The following is a 14,349-nucleotide window of genomic DNA, read 5'->3' on the forward strand; positions in this document are numbered from 1 at the left end:
AGGACGCGGCCAAACCTCCAGTGTGCCGCATGCCCGGTGCCGGGGGTGCGGGTCGCGGACCGGCCCCGGCGGTTCCGGCCGGTCGCGCACCGGCCCCCGGCCCCGGCGGTCCGGGCCGCGCCGACGCCCCGGCGACCGGCGGCGTGGCCGGGGGCGTGGCCGGGGTCACTCGTCGGCGAGTTCGGCGACGCCCGTGATGCGGTGGAGGGCGTACGTGCGGACCTCGTCGGCGGTGTGGTCGTACGCGGTGACGAAGCCGCCCTCGACGCGGACCGGGGCGATCACGCGCTGGCTGGCGGCGCCCTCGGCGTTGACGTAGCCGATCCACACGGCCGAGTTGGTCATGGCCGCGGCCTGGACGGTGGCGAGGGTCTCGGCGGCGGAGGTGCGCGGCAGGGCCCCGTCGACGCGGCCGGTGGCCGGGGCGGCGGTGCCGGTCGCGGTGGCGGTGTGCGGTTCCTTGCGGGTCACGGTCGCGGCGCGGTCCCCGGCGCGGATGGCGCGGACGGCGGCGCCCAGCAGGGTGGCGTCGGGCAGCGGCGGTCCGTCCGGCACCGGGGCGGGCGCCGTGCGGGGCCCGGTGCGGTAGGAGTCGGCGCGGGTGATCAGCACGTCGCCCGCGGCGGACTCGGCGGCCGGGGCGAAGCCCATGGACCGCAGCCCGTCCAGCAGCACCGCCGGCGCGGCCTGGGCGGCGAGGACGGTCGGGGCGAGCCGGCGCAGCCCCAGCGACGCGGACCGCTTGTCGGCGAGGATCTCGCCGAGCACGGCGTCGTCGTCGCAGCGCACGTACGAGGAGGCCGCCCCGACGCGCAGGTGGCCGTGGCGGCGGGCCACGTCGTCGATCAGGTAGGCGAGCGGCTGCGGCACGGGCGTGCGGGAGTGCTCGGCGAGGAAGGCGTGCAGGTCGGCGGCGGTCCGCCCGGCGTCCAGGGCCCGGCGCACCGAGCCGGGCGTGAAGCGGTAGACGGTCGCCCCGCCCTTGGACTCGACGTCCGCGAGGACCGCCAGCGCGTCCGCGAGGGGGCGGCTCAGCGGGCCGGGGGCGACGGCGGTCAGGTCGGCCTGGAGCAGGACGTGGTCGACCGGTTCGGGCAGCAGCGGCGCGAGCAGCGCCACTGCGGCCTCGTCGTCCGGGCCGTCCAGCAGGGCCCGGCCGTGGCCGGAGAGGGCGCCGCGGCCCGTGACGCCGAGGGTCTCCGCCTCGGACAGGGCCCAGCCGGCGAGGCGGGCCCGCAGGTCGGCGCCGGGCGCGCCCCCGCGCAGGGGCCGCTCCCAGCGCAGCCGCGCGAGGAGCACGTCCGGTTCGGGCGCGCCGCCCGGCGGGAGCGCGGCGAGCAGGTCCAGCACCCGGCGCCGCACCTCGGGGGCGGCGCCCCGGTCCAGGTCCGGGCCGAGCGCGGCGAGGGTGCGGCCCTTGGCGTCCTGCCCGCCGACCAGCCCGGGGGTGCGGGTGGAGGCCAGCCACGTCCCGGCGAGGCGGGCCCAGCGCCGGGCGGGCGGCAGGTCGAGCCACGCGTCGTACGCCGGGGTCGGCGCGTACCGCTCGTCGGCCTCGCCGTCCGGGGCGAGCAGCCCCGCCCCGTACAGCAGTTCCAGCCAGAACGCGGCGACCGGCTCGGGCGCGTCGAGGGCGGCCGCGGTGCGCTTGAGGTCGCGGACGGACAGGCCGCCGGCGCGCAGGACGGGCGGCCCGCCCTGGTCCCACGACTTCAGCAGCTCCTCGGCGGTGGCGAGCGCCGTGTACGCCTGGCCGGCCGCCGTGCTGTCCACAACCTGTGGACGGTACTCGCGGGCCGGCTCCACGGCGGGCGGCGCCGGCTCGGGCACCCGGTGCGCCCGGCCCGCCCGCAGGTGCAGCGCCACCTCGCGCGGCAGCGCCACCGTCCGGGCCGACGTGGGCAGCAGCAGCCCCCGGTCGCGCAGCCAGCGGACCGGCGGCGCGGGCGCCGCGCTCACCTCGCCGTACGGCGGTCCCCACACCAGCCGGTCCAGCACGCCGAGCGCGTCGGCGGGCGCCTGGTCCAGCAGGGCGTCCATCCGCGTCCGGTCGGTGAACAGCCCCGCCAGGGCGGCCACCGCCGACACCGGGTCGTGCGTGGACGGCAACCCGACGGCCCGGAGGATCTCCTGGAGGCGGCCGGGCGACATGCCGGCGGTCGCCTCCGCGACGGTCGGCCCCAGTCCGGTCGGCGACGGGTGCTGCGGCGACGGCGCGAGCAGCTCCCGCGCGGTGCGCACCAGCCGCAGCCGGTCGTCGCCGCCCCACACCAGGGCCTGTTCGCGCAGCACGGCCACGGCGCCGGGCAGCGCCGCCGCCACGGCCTCGTCACCGGCGTCCCCGGCCATGAGCCCGAGCAGCACCGGGTACGGCGCCGGGTCGGGCGCCACGGCCAGCGCCTCCGCGGTCTGCAACGCGAACCGGTCGAGCCGCTCCAGGGCCCGCACCACGGAGGCGCGCGTACCGGCCCGCGTGGCGAGCTGCGTCAGGTCGCCGGGGACGGGCGCCAGCAGGTCGGGGCGGGCCCGCAGCAGCGCCGCGATCCCCTCGTCGCCCCGCGCCCGCAGCGCCTCCGCCAGTGTGCGGGGCGCCGCCGTACCGTCTTGCTCCTCGGGCACGTGCGCCTCCCGCTCGGTCTCGCCGGTCGCCATCCGCACCACGTTAGCCCCTGGCCCCGCCCCAGGCGCTAACGTCGGGACGTCGGCCGGGCGGCGGGCAGCGGCATGGAGGGGCACGGTGGGGATCGAGAGCGACCAGCTGGTCTTCGACTACCTGAGCCGGGTCGGCGACCTGGCGCAGCAGCGGCAGTTGCCGGCGAAGGAGCGGATGAGCCTCGTCGCGTCGCTGCGCGACGAGATCACCCGGCAGCGCGAGGGCGGCGGCACGGACGGCCCGGCCGGGGTGCGGCGCATCCTCGACCGGCTCGGCTCGCCCGACGCCGTCGTCACGGCCGTGGCCACCGGCGGCCTCGCCGTACCGGGCCAGCGGACCGCGGCGGCGCCGCGCGACCGGGTGCCGGCCGAAGCGGAGTCCGGCGGCGGCACCGGGGCGGAGTCCGGCGGCGCCGGGCCGGGGCCGGAGCCCGACTGGTGGAGCGTGGTGCCCGGGTTCACCGGCGGCGTCGAGGTGCCGGAGCTGCTCGTACCGCCGGAGGAGCAGGACGGCGGGGACGGCGAGGCGGCCGCGAAGGACGGCGCCGGGTCCGGGCCGCCCGCGCCCCCGCCCGGGGGCCCCGGCGTACGGCTGCTGCGCCGCCTGCTGGGCCGCACGCCCCCGCCGACGACCGCGAAGGCGCTCCCGGGCGCGGCGCCGGTGGCCGGCGGGACGGCGGCGGTCGGCGCGGTGCTCGTCCCGGCCGTCCCCTGGTGGCGCGCGCGGCTGCCGCGCCGCCGGCGCGGGGGCGCGGCGCCCGCGGCGGCCGTGGCGGCGCCGGTGGTCGCCGCTCCGCGCCGGTGGGGGAACCCGGTGCTGCTCATCGCGGCCGTCCTGCTGGTGGCGGGCACGGTCACCGGTTCGTGGCTCGCCCTCGCGGGCGGCTGGCTCCTCGCGTACGCCTCGCGCCGGCTGAGCCGCGCCCAGGCGAAGTGGGCGGCCCTCGGCCTGCCGGGCCTCGTCGCCGCGGCCACCGCCGTGTGGCTGTGGGGCCGCCGCGACGGGCGGTGGGGCGAACCGCTCGCGGCGGGCGGCCCGGCACTGCGCGAGGCGCTGTCGGAGACGTGGCCGTGGACGGTCCGCCTGGCGGCCCTGGCCTCCGCCGCGTACCTCCTGTGGCGCGCCCGCCGCCTGTGACGGGGCAGCACGGGGCGGGCGGGCCCGGGGCGGCGCTTCCACGGTGCCGGGGCACTTCCGGGCGGCGAGGCCGGACGGCCGGGGTCGGCGGCGGGAGCCGGCCCAGGCGGCGGCCTCGGGGCGGTGGGCGGGCGGCTGCTCACCTCATGCCCGGGCCCTCCACCTGTCCGGCCCCGGGTACTCCGGATCACGCTCGGCACGGGCAACCGTGCTGCTGCCGCGTATATCCGCCGAGGCGCCAACTGCCAACGCAGCGCGGCTTTCTACGGTGTACGGCCTACAGGTGGGCGGTACCGTTCTGGTGACGAGTCAGAACTGGAGACCAGCATGCACTCCCTGCCGCACGACCACACCGGCGCGCGCATCAAGCGCCTGCGCCTCCAGTACGGCCTCACGCAGAAGGCGCTCTCGGACCTCTCGGGCATCCCGTACAGCACGCTGACCAAGACTGAACAAGGCAGGATCGCCACCACCCCGTACGTCATCGCCTGTGTGGCCCGGGCGCTGCGCGTGGAACCGGCCACCGTGTCCGGCCAGCCCTACGCCGATGAACTCCGGGCCGACGCCCTCGATGTCCTCATCCTGCCGATCCGCGAGGCCCTGGACGTCTACGACCTCGGGCCGGACCCTGACATCACCCCCCGCCCGTGGCAGCTCCTGCACGCCGATGCCGAGGAACTGCTGGTGCACGTGCGGGCGGGGAGGCTCAAGCAGGCCGCGTCCAGCGTGGCCGGCCTCATCCAGGAGGTCACCACGGCCGCGCACCTCACGCAGTCGACAGATGGCTGGCGCACACTCGCCAGCACGTACCGGACCGCCTACGACGTCGCGACGAAGCTCGGCTACGGCGACCTGGCCGCCATCGCCTTGAGCCGGATGGACTGGGCAGCGGCTCACGCCTCCGATGCGGTGGTCGGTGGCATGTACCGCTACATGCGTGCGCTGACCTACCTTCGCAGCGGGCAGTACCGCACGGGCGCTCGGCTCGTCCAGACCGGTCTCCAGGTCTTGGAGCAAGCCGACCCCGGCCGCGAGCGCGACGCCGTCACCGGCCAGTTGCACCTCGGTGCCGCCGTCCTGGCGGGCCGCGCCAAGCACACGCACGCCGCTGACGAGCACCTCACGGAGGCGGCCCGCTTCGCTGACCGGACCGGCGAGGCGGTGAAAGTGCACTGGCTGGCGTTCGGGCCGACAAATGTGGCAGTGCACCGGGTGTCAGTGCTGGCGGAGCTGGACCAGTACGACGAGGCGGCGCAAGCAGGAAGGGGCCTCACGATCCCCCAGGACTGGCCCGCCTCCCGGTGCAGCCACCACTACGCCGAGCTGGCACGCGCCCAGATGTGGGACGGCGACCTGGCCGGAGCTTTCGCCAGCCTGCTGAAGGCGCGCAAGACCGCTCCCCAGCAGGCGAAGTACCACCCGACAGTCCGTGAGACCTACCAGGGCCTGGAGGCCGCGAAGCGCGCGCTCCCCGACTCCTTCCTCTCGTACGGCACCTGGCTGGGTGCCTGACGGAGCGTCACCCTCTGGTCCCGACTATCACGGACTTGTGATAGCCGGGGCCTTGTCGCGCGGCCAGCATGTGAGGCACGTCACCAGCCGGTGACGACGGACCCCGGCGCCGCTGTGACCCGGCCCGGGGCATGGCCGACTGCGAGGAGTCGACATGGCATCCCTATCACGCCGCGTGTACCACGTCTTACGACGAGCCGGCGCCGCCCTTCCCGGACGCGGCCGCCGCGCCCGGCACGCGCGCCCCCGCGGCCCCGTGACCGCCCCGCGCCGCCCTCTCCACACCGTCCGCCACGCGCCGCCGGCCTGGAGCGCCACCGCGTCCACCGGCCGCCAGCGGCCGCCCGCACACCTACCGCGCGCCGCCGCCTGGCCACAGGTCCTCCTCCAGAACGGCACGCCCGTGCGCCCCTACGTGCTCCCACCCGCCGAGCGGGCCGCCGCACGGATGCAGGGAGGCGCCCGATGACCGAGATCACCCTGCGCGTCTACCGCGTCAGTCTTGCCGACGGCGCCATCACCCCCGTTGGCGAGCCCCGCACCCACAAGACGGTCGACATCCTCAAGCAGCCTTTCCGGCCCACGTGCCACTGGCCCGCCTGCGGCTGCCCCCGTTGCATGCCCGAGGCAGGTGAGCGCTGAGATGGACTTCACCTTCGACCCCCGGTACCTCCCCGCCACCTCCCTACCCGACGTACCGGACGCCGGTCGTCTCAGCCACCGACAGCGCAACGGCGGCGACTGTGTCCACTGCGGCGTCACCCTCAGCCCGAAGACCGCCGTCAGTCTGGGCACCCAGGTGTACAAGACCGTCGGCGTCCCCGGCCTCACCGAGTGGTGGCCCCGCTCGTGCCGCTCCTGCCACAGCGCGGGGACCACACCGTGACCGCGCCCGCGGCCCGGCGGCCGCTCGACACCGAGACGATGCGGGACGTCGCGCGGCGGCTCCTCGACCCCCACGCCGAGGTGCCCACGGAGGACGCCGCCGAGACCCTCGCCCTCACCTGTCGGGGCATGCTCATGCTCCTGATCCCCGCCGTCGAGGATGCCTCGCACCGGCTCACGGTCGACGCCCCGCCGCGGGTCCTGGCGGACGCGGGCGTCTTCGAGGCACGAGCCCGACTCGGCCATCAGCCGGGCGGCGGACTGCCCGCGCGGATCGCCCACGCCCAGCGCCTCGCCCGGTCGGTGCTGTGTCTCCTCGATCACCTGACCGGTCCGACCACCACCCCCTGACCCCGCCTCCGCCGTGCCGTGGCTCTCGCTCGTGGGCCCGGCCTCGGCGGGGGTGGCTCCCACCGGCCGGAGACCGCCATGAGCAACCTCGGCGACGAGGTCCACGACACCACCAGCGGGGCCACCGGCACCGTCTTCGCCCGCGGCGCCGGCGTCCTCCATCTCGGTGACCGGAGCGGCCACAGGTGGCGGGCCCTGACCGTCCGCTGCGAGCCGGTCGTCCCACCCGCCGCGCGGAGCACCGACCGCCCGCCCGGCACCACCCCCGTGGTGGTCGCCCCGGACGGCATCCGACGCGGCGACCGGGTCCGCCCCATCGAGGACGGGCCCGCCCACCGCGTCCGCGACATGCGCGTGCCCGGCCCCGGCCGCCACGTGCTGCACCTCGCCGGACGGGCCCGGCCGTGGGTCGTGCCCGTCGGCGGGCACCGGGTGTACCGGCCCTACGCGGCCATCCGGGAGCGTCCCGCCCGCACCTAGACTGGCCGGGCCGCGACGAGAGGAAATGATCACAAATGCGCCCCGCCCGCTTCACCGACTTCGTCATCGACGTCGTCAAGAACACGCCGGCGACCGACCGCGTGCAGACCCTCGCCGACGCCGGCGACACCAAGCACCCCTTCGGCGTCGCCATCACGCCCGCCGGTGGCGGCCGCGAGACCCGGTGGCAGTTCCTGGGGCAGTTGCCGGAGAGCGCCAAGCACGACACCTTCACGGACGAGCCGGTCACCGGCCCCCCGGCGCCCGCCGGCCCCGCGCCGCAGGCCGGCGACGAGCCCGAGGCCTGGCTGGCCGCCGCCCTCGCGCACGCCGAGTGCCCGGAGATCGCCGCCCTCGAACGCTGGTCGACCCGCCCCGACGCCGGGGCGCAGCGGGGCCTCACCGTGACCTTCCACAACGGCGCGCGGATCTTCGCCCGCGTCCTGTGACCCTTCCTGCGGCCGAGGCCGCCCCGGGGAGCGCACCACCGCACCGCCGCACCACCTGTCGGCGCCACCACCGATGGAGGACTGATATGTGCGCGTGTGACCCCGCCCACCGCTTCGACCCGGCCCGCTGCGCGGGCGACTGCCCGAGCTGCGGGGCGATCGTCGGCGCCCCGCCCGGGCAGCCCACCACCATCCACCAGGGACCCGACGGCGGCACCTGCCCGGGTACCGGCCGGCCCGCCGTCTGACCCCCTGCCCCGGCGCCGCGCCACCGGGCGGCGGCCCCGGGCTCTACCGTGCGGCGGAGGAGGGGCGGAGCCGGGCGTGCGGCGAGGCCGCGGGGCGGGTGGCTGGTGGCGGGTGGCCCGTGGCGGGTCAGACGTCCAGTTGGTCGGCGACCGCGCGCAGCAGGCCCGCGATCTTCTTGCCGTGCACCTTGTCGGGGTACCGCCCCCGCTCCAGCATCGGCGTGATGTTCTCCAGCAGGGTCGTCAGGTCCTGGACGATCGACGCCAGTTCGTCCGGCTTGCGCCGCTGCGCGGCCGCGACGGACGGGGCCGGTTCGAGGACCGTCACCGACAGGGCCTGGTCGCCCCGCTGCCCGGCGACCACGCCGAACTCCACGCGCTGCCCCGGCTTCAGGCTGTCGATCCCGGCAGGCAGCACCGACGAGTGCACGAAGACGTCACCGCCGTCGTCGCGGGAGAGGAAGCCGAAGCCCTTCTCGCTGTTGAACCACTTGACCTTGCCGGTAGGCACGTCCTGTCCTCGTCCTCGTACTCGATGGGGCCGCCGTGGAAAACGGCTCTGGATAGCAGTGCAGCGGGTCGCCCGGACCCGCTGGGCAACAAGGCTAATGGTCCAGGCCCCGCTGACAAGACGCCGCCGGACCGTTCCCCCGGCCTGGGAACTACCCTGGCCGAATGCGTAGCGAAACCACCGCGAGCGACGCCCTGCCGGGCGACGGGCTCATCCGCGTCGGCGCGATCCTCTTCCTCATCGGAGCGGTCGCCACACTCGTCACCGTGGCACCACTCTTCCTGGGGACCGAGCCGTTCCCGACGGTCTCGTACCTCGTGTCGATGCTGATGGGCGTCGGCTTCCTCGTCGCCGCGGCCGGCGTGCTCCGCACGATCGCCGCGCAGCGGCGTCAGGCCAGGGCCGCCACGCGCTCCGCGTAACCCGCCCACCAGGCCGGGAACGCCGTCAGATCAGGCAGGACCACGTCGGCACCCGCCGCGCGCAGGGCCTCCTGGTCGTACGGGCCGGTGGCCACCGAGACGGCGAGGGCACCCGCCGCGCGGGCGCCGCGGATGTCGCCGAGGTGGTCGCCGACGTACACGGCCGCGCGGTGCGCGCGCAGCGCCTCCGCCTTGGCCTCGGCCCACAGCCGCCCGACGACCGCGTCGGGCTCCAGGCCGAGGTGCGCGACGTGCAGCCTGGCGTGCGGTTCGTTCTTCGCCGTGACCACGACGCTGCGCCCGCCCGCCGCGCGAACGGCTTGAATCGCATCCCCCGCGCCGGGCAGGGCGAGGGACGGTTCGATCGCGTGTGTGGGATAGATCTCACGGTACGCGGCGGCCATCTCCTCGACGCGCTCCTGCGGGAACCAGTGCGCGAGCTCGTGTTCCAGGGGCGGCCCGAGGCGGCTCACCGCCAGCTCCGCGTCGATCCACACGCCGGTGCGGGCCGAGAGCTCGCGGTAGGTGTCGCGGATCCCGGGGCGCGAGTCGATCAGCGTCATGTCGAGGTCGAAGCCGACGGTGAGCGGGGCGCTCGCCCCGGGGAACGGCGCGGCGGACTCCGCCGCCGGGTCGGCTGCGGGGGACGGGGACGCGGTGAGGGCCATGGGGGCCATTGTGCCCGGGCCGGTCCGCGGGGCGCCGCCGGGTTTCCGACGGCCCGGCGGGGCGGGGCGGGCGGCGCCCGGGGCTACGGGAAGGCGAGCGCGCCCGGCCGGACCGGCGGCACCAGGCCCTCGTCCGCGGCGCGCGTCAGCAGCGCCTCCACGGCCGCGTACCCCGCCGTCCCCAGGTCCTCCGTGAACGGGTTCACGTACAGCCCGATGTGCTGCTCGGCGACCGCCGGGTCCATCTCCTGGGCGTGGGCCCGCACGTACTCCGCCGACGCCCCGGGGTCCGCCCACGCGCTCCGCACGGACGCCCGCGCCGACTCCGCGAGCCGCCGCAGCCCCGGCGCGCCCAGCGACCGCTTCGCGATGATGGCGCCCAGCGGGATGGGGTGGCCGGTCGTCTCCTCCCAGTGCTCGCCCATGTCGGCGAGGCGGTGCAGCCCGTACTGCCCGTAGGTGAAGCGCGCCTCGTGGATGACGAGCCCCGCGTCGACCTTCCCGTCCCGCACGGCGGGCATGATCTCGTGGAAGGGCAGGACGACGACCCGGCCGATCCCGCCCGGCACGGTCCGCGCCGCCCACAGCCGGAACAGCAGGTACGCCGTGGAACGCTCGCTCGGCACCGCCACCGTGCGGCCCGACAGGTCGAGCCCCGGCTCGCGGGTGAGCACCAGCGGCCCGCAGCCGCGCCCCAGCGCACCGCCGCACGGCAGCAGCGCGTACTCGTCCAGGACCCACGGCAGGACCGCGTACGACACCTTCAGCACGTCCAGCTCGCCGCGCTCGGCCATGCCGTTCGTGACGTCGATGTCGGCGAAGGTGACGTCCAGCTCGGGCGCCCCGGGCACCAGCCCGTGCGCCCACGCGTGGAAGACGAACGTGTCGTTCGGGCAGGGGGAGTATGCGACGCGCATCACCACTGGCCCTCACTCCTCCCTGAAGACGGTGCTGCTCAGCGACCCGGCCGCGCCGCGCAGCGCGTCCAGGGCCGCCCCGATGCGCCAGGCCGCCCGGTCGCGGGGGCCGACGGTGTTGGAGACGGCGCGCACCTCGACGACGGGCACGCCGTGCGCGGCGGCGGCCTCCGCCACGCCGAAGCCCTCCATCGCCTCGGCGGCGGCGCGCGGGTGGCGGGCGGTCAGCTCGGCGGCGCGGGCGGCGGTGCCGGTCACGGTGGAGACGGTGAGGACGGGGGCCGTCAGGCAGGGCCGGCCGCCGGCGCGCAGGGCGTCCGCGACGCGCGCGGTGAGCGCGGGCGGCGGCACGTGGACGGAGCGGCCGAAGCCCAGCTCCTCCACCGGCAGGTAGCCGTCCGGCGTGTCGGCGCCCAGGTCGGCGGCGACGACGGCGTCCGCGACGACGAGCGCCCCGAGCGGGGCGTGCGGCGCGAAGCCGCCGCCGATGCCGGCGCAGACGACGAGGTCGTAGGGGTACGGGGCGGTCGCCAGCGCCGTCGCGGTGGCGACGGCGGCCGCCGCGGGGCCCACCCCGGCGGCGAGCACGTCCACGGTGGCGGCCGGGGGCCCGGCGGCCGCCGGGCCGTCGTACGTGACGGACCGGTCGGCCGGGCCGCCGCCCGCCGCGGCCGGTGCGGCTGCGGCCGGTACGCCTGCGGCCCTGGCCGGGGCGGCCGCGGCCGGTGCCGGGACGCCTGCGGCCGGGGCGGCCGTGAGGAGGTGGCTCGTCACGGTGTGGCCGCTCGGCAGGCTGCGGGCGGACCCGGCGGCGCGGCCGGTCAGACCGTCCGCGACGGCCTCCGCCTCCGCCGCCACGGCGGTCACGACCAGGACGCGCAGGGTCACACCTTCTTGAGCACGAAGCGGTAGACGCCGATCGCCTTCTTCGACTTCGCGTCGGTCTCCAGGATCGAGACGCGGACGCTGTCGGGAGCCTCGCCGCCCATCTGGCCGGCGGAGAAGAACGCGCTCGCACCGATGGACCGGTACGTCTTCGTGTACGGCTCCTGCTCGGCGCGCTGCCCGTCGAGGAACAGCGTCCAGCCGTTCTCCGCGATCTCCGGGTCGACGCCGAAGCGCACCCGGTCGTCCACGGACACGTCGACGGCCTTGCCGCCCTTGGCGCTCAGGCACTCCTGGACGCGGGACTCCTTGAGGCCGCCCTCGTCGTAGCAGTCGTCGGCGGCCTCGGTGTTGTACGAGTCGGATCCGACCGTCACGGTCGCGATCGGCGTCGGCTTGGTCCAGCCGCACGCGGAGAGGACGAGCAGGCCGGCGGAGACGGCACCCAGAGCGACGCCGGCCCGGCGGGCCTTTCCGGAGAAGAACGCAACGGTCATGGGGCGAAGGCTATCGGGCCTGGCCGCCGAGGGCGCATGGGGGGCTCACGCGACGCGCGGTCGGCGTGGCGCCCGGCCGTCGTGCCGCGCCGCCGCGAGGAGCCCCCGGCCCGCCACGGCCACCCCCGTGGCGAGGATCGCCGACGCGACGCCCATGCCGAGCGAGCCGTGCAGCGGCAGGGCGATCCCCACCGCGCCGCCCACGACCCACGCCATCTGGAGCAGCGTCTCGGAGCGGGCGAAGGCGGAGTTGCGCACCGCCTCCGGCACGTCCCGCTGGATCAGCGCGTCGAGGGACAGCTTCGACAGGGCCTGCGCGAACCCCGCCGCCGCGCCGAGCAGGGCGATGAGGATCCCGCTGAAGAAGACCGCGGCGACCACCGTGGCGGTCAGCACCAGCCCCAGCATCGTGGCGATGATCGCCTCGGGTGCCCGGTCCCTGAGCCAGGCGCCGACCGCCGTACCGCAGGCGTTGCCCGTGCCGGCGGCCACGCCGACCACCGCGAGCGAGACGGCCGCGCTCTGTCCGCCCAGCGGGTGGACCCGCAGCAGGAACGCCAGGAAGAAGATCAGGAACCCGGAGAGGCCGCGCAGCGCCGCGTTGGCCTGGAGCGCGTGCAGCACGGCCGGGCCGACCGTCCGCAGCCCCGGCTTGCGCTCGCCGTGCGTGAGCATGTGCGCCTTGCGCTCGCCCTTCGCGGAGTCCACCTTCGGCGGCAGGGTGAACGCGAGGAACGCCCCCGCGACGAACAGCGCGCACGCCCCGTACAGCGGCCACTGCGGCCCGACCCGGTGCAGCAGCACCGCCACCGGCGCGGCCGCGCCCGTGGCCAGCAGCCCCGCGAGGGTGACCCGCGAGTTCGCCTTCACCAGCGAGAAGCGCGGCGGCAGCAGCCGCGGCACCACCGCCGAGCGGACCACGCCGTACGCCTTGGACGCGACGAGGACGCCCAGTGCCGCCGGGTACAGCTCCAGGTCGCCGGTGGCGACCGCCGTCGAGAGGGTGAGCGCCAGCAGCACCCGGGCGAGCATGGAGCCCGCCATGGCGGCGCGGCGGCCGTGCGGGACGCGGTCCAGGAGCGGACCGATCACCGGGGCGAGCAACGCGAACGGGGCGAGGGTGATCGCCAGGTACAGCGCCACCCGGCCGCGCGCCTCGTCGGTCGGCACCGCGAAGAAGACCGTCGAGGCGAGCGCCACGGTGATCATCACGTCACCCGCGCCGTTCACCGCGTGCAGCTCGATCAGCTTTCCGAGACCGGACTCGCCCGCGCCGTGCGCGTGGGTGGCCCGGCGGATGCCGCGGGCGGTGGAGGTGAAGGGCCAGTGGGCCGCGCGCCCCACCCGGCGGCCGAACGTCCGGCCCGCCGCGCCCGTCCGGCGGACCGCCGCACGGAGCCGTCCGGCACGCCCGCCCCGGCCGGCGCGCCGCGACGGTTCCGGGGACCACCGAGCGGTTGCCACGTCGCCATACTGCCCCACCTGACCCGTTCGTGGAGGGTTACTTGGGGCGGCCGTGTGGGCGGCGGGCTGCGGAGGGGGTAGCGTGCGTAGCGCGCCACCGGCGGAAAGTTCTCGGCCGCGCGCCTCTTCGGCATCCCGCAGAATGGGTGAAGTGAGGTGGGCCCGAGCACGTCGGGCGCGAACGTCGATGCGGTCCCCGGGTCCGCTCCGTCCGCCGCCCGTGCAGTCGCGCCCGGCGCACCTGTGAGACGGCGTAGGAGAGAAGCGAACCTGTGAGTGCTGCGACGACGCGAAGCCGTGCCCGGCGTGCCCCCGCCCTGGACCGCCTGTGCGCCGAGGCGGTGGACCTCGCCCGGGAGGCCGCCGAAGAGGCGGCGGCGCCCGGCGTCGTCGGCCGGTACGTGGAGGCGGTGGCCGAGGGCGACCGGGTCGTCACGCACTTCTTCGAGAGCGCCGAACCGGGCTACCGGGGCTGGCGCTGGGCCGTCACGCTGACCCGCGCGTCCCGCGCGAAGTACGTCACCCTCGCCGAGACGGTGCTGCTGCCCGGCCCCGACGCGCTCCTCGCCCCCGAGTGGGTGCCGTGGAGCGAGCGGCTGCGCCCCGGCGACATGGGCCCCGGCGACCTGCTGCCGACCGAGGCGGACGACCTGCGCCTGGAGCCGGGTTACACCGGCGAGGAGGCCCCGCCGCCGAACTCCGCCGTGTCGGAGGAGATGACCGAGCGGGTCGAGGCCGAGGACGCGGAGATCGTCTCCCGCACGCCCTCGCGCGGCACCGTCGCCGCCATCGCGGAGGAGCTGGGCCTGCGCCGGGCGCGCGTCCTGTCGCGCTACGGGCTGCACGCGGCGGCGGACCGCTGGGAGGAGGCGTACGGGGCGAAGACCCCGATGGCCCAGGCGGCGCCCGCCTCGTGCCTCTCCTGTGGCTTCCTCACGCCGATCGGCGGGTCCCTCGGCCAGGCCTTCGGGGTCTGCGCGAACGAGTTCTCCCCGGCGGACGGGCACGTCGTGTCCCTGGAGTACGGCTGCGGCGGGCACTCGGAGGCGGCCGTCATGCCGAAGCCGCCGCGCCCGGCGCCGCCGGTGCTCGACTCGATGGGCGCGGACGCGTTCTCGCTGCGGCCCTCGCAGGAGGGCGGCTCGGTGCCGGACGCCGCCGACGCGGAGTCGGAGGACCTGGGCCACTCCTGACCCCGCCGGGGCCCGGGCGGGCCTCGGCGTGAGCCCCGGCGCGGGCGGCTCGGCTGCGCCGCACGTCCCGGGGTGCC

17 protein-coding genes are annotated in these 14,349 nt (G+C 76.8%); 10 read left to right on the forward strand and 7 right to left on the reverse strand.

All coding sequences use genetic code 11. The annotated features are described in order from the left end of the window. Window positions 1–165 precede the first annotated feature (165 nt). The gene (locus LPA54_RS05255) at window positions 166–2,652 is read right to left on the reverse strand and encodes a helicase C-terminal domain-containing protein (protein WP_228974240.1); all 2,487 of its coding nucleotides are present in this window, start codon (window positions 2,650–2,652) and stop codon (window positions 166–168) included. 85 nt (window positions 2,653–2,737) lie between these two features. On the opposite strand from LPA54_RS05255, the gene LPA54_RS05260 reads away from it, so the two are divergent. The 8 genes from LPA54_RS05260 to LPA54_RS05295 all read left to right on the forward strand — a co-directional run bounded on the left by LPA54_RS05260 (window position 2,738) and on the right by LPA54_RS05295 (window position 7,715). Continuing rightward, entirely contained in the window at window positions 2,738–3,790 is a 1,053-nt protein-coding gene (locus tag LPA54_RS05260) for a hypothetical protein (RefSeq protein WP_228974241.1), read from the forward strand. 327 nt (window positions 3,791–4,117) lie between these two features. Beyond that, entirely contained in the window at window positions 4,118–5,302 is a 1,185-nt protein-coding gene (locus LPA54_RS05265; RefSeq protein ID WP_228974243.1) for a helix-turn-helix domain-containing protein, read from the forward strand. A gap of 465 nt (window positions 5,303–5,767) precedes the next feature. Next, window positions 5,768–5,944 carry a hypothetical protein gene (locus LPA54_RS05270; RefSeq protein WP_228974244.1) on the forward strand — a complete coding sequence of 59 codons (177 nt, stop codon included), beginning with the start codon at window positions 5,768–5,770 and terminating at the stop codon, window positions 5,942–5,944. After that, window positions 5,934–6,188, forward strand: coding sequence for a hypothetical protein (locus tag LPA54_RS05275; RefSeq protein ID WP_228974246.1), 255 nt, complete (start codon window positions 5,934–5,936; stop codon window positions 6,186–6,188). The genes LPA54_RS05270 and LPA54_RS05275 overlap by 11 nt, the downstream gene beginning before the upstream one ends. Then, window positions 6,185–6,538, forward strand: a complete 354-nt coding sequence (locus tag LPA54_RS05280; RefSeq protein WP_228974248.1) for a DUF6415 family natural product biosynthesis protein — start codon at window positions 6,185–6,187, stop codon at window positions 6,536–6,538. The genes LPA54_RS05275 and LPA54_RS05280 overlap by 4 nt, the downstream gene beginning before the upstream one ends. A 78-nt stretch (window positions 6,539–6,616) precedes the next feature. Beyond that, complete coding sequence (locus LPA54_RS05285; RefSeq protein WP_228974249.1) at window positions 6,617–7,018, forward strand: hypothetical protein; 402 nt, start codon at window positions 6,617–6,619, stop codon at window positions 7,016–7,018. A 35-nt stretch (window positions 7,019–7,053) separates the two neighbouring features. After that, entirely contained in the window at window positions 7,054–7,467 is a 414-nt protein-coding gene (locus LPA54_RS05290; protein ID WP_228974251.1) for a hypothetical protein, read from the forward strand. Window positions 7,468–7,553: 86 nt separating this feature from the next. Further along, window positions 7,554–7,715 carry a hypothetical protein gene (locus LPA54_RS05295; protein WP_228974252.1) on the forward strand — a complete coding sequence of 54 codons (162 nt, stop codon included), beginning with the start codon at window positions 7,554–7,556 and terminating at the stop codon, window positions 7,713–7,715. A gap of 127 nt (window positions 7,716–7,842) precedes the next feature. Here LPA54_RS05295 and LPA54_RS42595 read toward each other — a convergent pair whose 3' ends face one another. Further along, window positions 7,843–8,226: a cold-shock protein gene (locus tag LPA54_RS42595; protein ID WP_058943222.1), complete on the reverse strand. Its 384-nt coding sequence runs from the start codon at window positions 8,224–8,226 to the stop codon at window positions 7,843–7,845. Between the two features lie 164 nt (window positions 8,227–8,390). Here LPA54_RS42595 and LPA54_RS05305 point away from each other — a divergent pair, with 164 nt between their 5' ends. Further along, window positions 8,391–8,648: a hypothetical protein gene (locus tag LPA54_RS05305; protein WP_228974254.1), complete on the forward strand. Its 258-nt coding sequence runs from the start codon at window positions 8,391–8,393 to the stop codon at window positions 8,646–8,648. On the opposite strand, the gene LPA54_RS05310 is transcribed toward LPA54_RS05305, so the two are convergent. From LPA54_RS05310 to LPA54_RS05330, 5 genes are all read right to left on the reverse strand, one after another. Then, complete coding sequence (locus LPA54_RS05310; RefSeq protein ID WP_228974255.1) at window positions 8,618–9,316, reverse strand: HAD family hydrolase; 699 nt, start codon at window positions 9,314–9,316, stop codon at window positions 8,618–8,620. The genes LPA54_RS05305 and LPA54_RS05310 overlap by 31 nt on opposite strands. An 83-nt stretch (window positions 9,317–9,399) precedes the next feature. Next, complete coding sequence (locus tag LPA54_RS05315; protein WP_228974394.1) at window positions 9,400–10,233, reverse strand: 1,4-dihydroxy-6-naphthoate synthase; 834 nt, start codon at window positions 10,231–10,233, stop codon at window positions 9,400–9,402. Window positions 10,234–10,245: 12 nt separating this feature from the next. Next, on the reverse strand, window positions 10,246–11,121 hold the full coding sequence (locus LPA54_RS05320; protein ID WP_228974257.1) for a futalosine hydrolase: 876 nt from the start codon (window positions 11,119–11,121) through the stop codon (window positions 10,246–10,248). After that, window positions 11,118–11,615 (reverse strand): DUF2771 domain-containing protein, encoded by a 498-nt coding sequence (locus LPA54_RS05325; RefSeq protein ID WP_228974259.1) that lies wholly within the window; start codon window positions 11,613–11,615, stop codon window positions 11,118–11,120. The genes LPA54_RS05320 and LPA54_RS05325 overlap by 4 nt, the downstream gene beginning before the upstream one ends. 45 nt (window positions 11,616–11,660) lie before the next feature. Further along, on the reverse strand, window positions 11,661–12,959 hold the full coding sequence (locus LPA54_RS05330; protein ID WP_228974262.1) for an MFS transporter: 1,299 nt from the start codon (window positions 12,957–12,959) through the stop codon (window positions 11,661–11,663). A 392-nt stretch (window positions 12,960–13,351) separates the two neighbouring features. On the opposite strand from LPA54_RS05330, the gene LPA54_RS05335 reads away from it, so the two are divergent. Next, complete coding sequence (locus LPA54_RS05335) at window positions 13,352–14,272, forward strand: DUF3027 domain-containing protein (RefSeq protein ID WP_228974264.1); 921 nt, start codon at window positions 13,352–13,354, stop codon at window positions 14,270–14,272. Window positions 14,273–14,349: the final 77 nt, after the last annotated feature.

This window comes from Streptomyces sp. DH12, assembly GCF_020873895.1.
Classification (GTDB): Bacteria; Actinomycetota; Actinomycetes; order Streptomycetales; family Streptomycetaceae; genus Streptomyces.